General features: G+C 72.3%; 3 protein-coding genes. All 3 read left to right on the top strand.

Going from position 1 to position 3,062, the window contains the following annotated elements; genetic code table 11:
* Window positions 1-529 (top strand): glutamate ligase domain-containing protein (locus tag H5J30_RS24255; RefSeq protein ID WP_309505617.1); only part of this gene is annotated, 529 nt, incomplete at its 5' end.
* Window positions 526-1,953: a UDP-N-acetylmuramoyl-tripeptide--D-alanyl-D-alanine ligase gene (locus H5J30_RS24250; RefSeq protein WP_181789492.1), complete on the top strand. Its 1,428-nt coding sequence runs from the start codon at window positions 526-528 to the stop codon at window positions 1,951-1,953. The genes H5J30_RS24255 and H5J30_RS24250, both read left to right, overlap by 4 nt.
* Complete coding sequence (mraY, locus tag H5J30_RS24245; RefSeq protein ID WP_181789491.1) at window positions 1,950-3,020, top strand: phospho-N-acetylmuramoyl-pentapeptide-transferase; 1,071 nt, start codon at window positions 1,950-1,952, stop codon at window positions 3,018-3,020. The genes H5J30_RS24250 and mraY overlap by 4 nt, the downstream gene beginning before the upstream one ends.
* Window positions 3,021-3,062: the final 42 nt, after the last annotated feature.

Genomic DNA, 3,062 nt, shown 5'->3' with positions numbered 1-3,062 from the left:
CGTCGTCGACTACGCGCACAAGCCCGACGCGCTGGAGTCCGTGCTGCGCGCCCTGCGCAAGGTCACCGAGAACCGGCTGCACGTCGTCGTCGGCTGCGGCGGCGACCGCGACCCGCACAAGCGCGGCCCCATGGGCGCCGCCGCCGCCCGGCTCGCCGACACCGCGGTGCTCACCTCCGACAACCCCCGCTCCGAGGACCCCCTCGCGATCCTCGCCGCGATGCTCGCCGGCGCCGCCGAGGTGCCGGTCTACGAGCGCGGCGACGTGCTGGTCGAGTCCGACCGGGCGGGCGCCATCGCCATCGCGGTGGCCCGGGCGGGCGCCGGCGACACGGTGCTGATCGCCGGCAAGGGCCACGAGCAGGGCCAGGACACCGCCGGTGTCGTACGGCCCTTCGACGACCGCGACGAGCTGCGCAGGGCGATCCGGGAGCGGCCGGGCGCCGCCCCCGCGGACCCGCGGCACGCGGATCCCGCCGATCCTCCGGATCCCGCAGGTCCCGCCCGATCGGCCGGAGGCGCACGGTGATTCCGCTGAGCCTCGCCGAGGTCGCCGAGCTGACCGGAGGCGAGCTGCACGGCGTGGCCGACCCGCAGGCGCTGGTCACCCGCCCCGTCGTCATCGACTCGCGGCAGGCGGAACCCGGCAGCCTCTTCGCCGCGTTCACCGGCGAGCACGTCGACGGGCACGACTACGCCCCGCGCGCCGTCGCCGCCGGCGCCACCGGCGTCCTGGGCACCCGCCCCGTCGAGGGCGTGCCGACCGTCGTGGTCCGCTCCGTGCCCCCGGCGCTCAGCGCGCTGGCCCAGCACGTCGTCGCCCGCCTCGCCGACTCGCTCACCGCGCTCGTCGCGCTCACCGGCTCCTCGGGCAAGACGTCCACCAAGGACCTGCTCGCGCAGCTGCTCCAGCGCCTCGGCCCGACGGTCTACACCCACGGGTCGTTCAACAACGAGATCGGCCATCCCGTCACGGCCCTCCAGGCCGCCCCCGAGACCCGGTACCTGCTGCTGGAGATGGGCGCGCGCGGCCTCGGCCACATCCGCGAGCTGGCCGAGGTGACGCCGCCGCGCATCGGGCTCGTCCTCAACGTCGGCTCCGCGCACATCGGCGAGTTCGGCGGCCGGGAGCAGATCGCCGAGGCCAAGGGCGAGCTGGTCGAGGCGCTGCCGCCGGGCGCGGACGGCGGGGTCGCGGTGCTCAACGCCGACGACCCGCTCGTACGCGCGATGGCGTCCCGCACCCGGGCCAGGACCGTCTACTACGGCGAGGCGCCCGAGGCGGACGTACGCGCCTCGGACGTCCGCCTCACCGATGACGGACGGCCGGAATTCACCCTGCACACGCCCGCCGGCAGCGCCGGTGTGATCATGCGGCTGTACGGTGAGCACCACGTGTCGAACGCACTTGCCGCAGCCGCCGTCGCGTACGAGCTGGGCATGCCCCCGGCGCGGATCGCCGAGGCGCTCTCCGCCGCCGAGGCCCTGTCCGGCCGGCGCATGGAGGTCAGGCGGCGGGCGGACGGCGTGACAGTCGTCAACGACGCGTACAACGCCAACCCCGAGTCCACGCGGGCCGCGCTGCGCGCGCTCGCCGCCATGGGACGGGGCAGCACGGCGCCGGGGGGCCGGACGTTCGCCGTGCTGGGCGCGATGGCCGAACTCGGCGACCACGCCATGGCCGAGCACGACGGCGTGGGCCGGCTGGCCGTCCGCCTGGGCATCAGCAAGCTCGTGGCAGTGGGCCGGCAGGAGGCCGCCTGGCTGGACATGGGCGCGAAGAACGAGGGTTCGTGGGGTGAGGAGTCGGTGCACGTGTCCGACGTCGACGCGGCGGTCGACCTGATGCGCGGCGAGCTGCGGCCGGGAGATGTCGTGCTCGTCAAGGCATCCAGATCCGAGGCGCTGTGGCGCGTGGCGGAAGCGCTGCTTGAGGAGGGCGCCGCCCGATGAGGCAGATCCTCTTCTCCGGGGCCCTCGGGCTCTTCTTCTCCCTCATCGGCACCCCGCTGCTGATCAAACTGCTGGCCCGCAGGGGCTACGGGCAGTACATCCGGGACGACGGGCCCGAGGCGCACCACAGCAAGCGCGGTACGCCCAGCATGGGCGGCATCGCGTTCATCCTGGCCACGATCTTCGCGTACGCGATCACCAAGGTCGCGACCAGCAGCTCGCCCACGTACTCCGGGCTGCTGGTGCTCTTCCTGATGGCGGGTCTGGGCCTGGTCGGCTTCCTCGACGACTACATCAAGATCATCAAGCAGCGCAGCCTGGGTCTGCGGGCCAAGGCGAAGATGCTCGGCCAGTTCATCGTCGGCATCGCCTTCGCGGTGCTGTCGCTGAACTTCGAGGACGCCCGGGAGCTGACGCCCGCGTCCACCAAGCTCTCCTTCACCCAGGACTTCGGCTGGTCGATCGGCCCCGTGCTGTTCGTCATCTGGGCGCTGTTCATGATCCTGGCGATGTCCAACGGCGTGAACCTCACCGACGGCCTGGACGGCCTGGCCACCGGCGCCTCGGTGATGGTCTTCGGCGCGTACGTCTTCATCGGCGTCTGGCAGTACCAGGAGTCCTGCATCAACGCCGACACCCTGACCAACCCGGCCGCCTGCTACGACGTACGCGACCCGCTCGACCTCGCCGTGGTCGCCTCCGCGCTGATGGGCGCCTGCTTCGGCTTCCTGTGGTGGAACACCTCGCCCGCGAAGATCTTCATGGGCGACACCGGCTCGCTGGCCCTGGGCGGCGCGCTCGCGGGCCTGGCCATCGCCTCCCGCACCGAACTGCTCCTGGCCATCCTCGGCGGCCTGTTCGTCCTCATCACCCTGTCCGTGGTGATCCAGGTCGGGTCGTTCCGGATGACCGGGAAACGCGTCTTCAGAATGGCGCCACTCCAGCATCACTTCGAACTGAAGGGCTGGAGCGAAGTGCTCGTGGTGGTCAGATTCTGGATCATCCAGGGCATGTGCGTGATCGTGGGCCTCGGTATCTTCTACGCCGGCTGGGCGGCCCGAAGGTGAGCGGCCGGGACGCGGCCGGGGAGCCGGCATGAGCGAGTTCGC

It is taken from the genome of Streptomyces phytophilus, assembly GCF_013870535.1.
GTDB lineage: Bacteria > Actinomycetota > Actinomycetes > Streptomycetales > Streptomycetaceae > Streptomyces > Streptomyces phytophilus.
This window is presented reverse-complemented; position numbering and strand designations above follow the sequence as displayed.

Coding starts and splice junctions, on each gene's coding strand:
- mraY (WP_181789491.1), top strand. CDS start 1,950: ATGAGGCAGATCCTCTTCTCCGGGGCCCTCGGGCTCTTCTTCTCCCTC.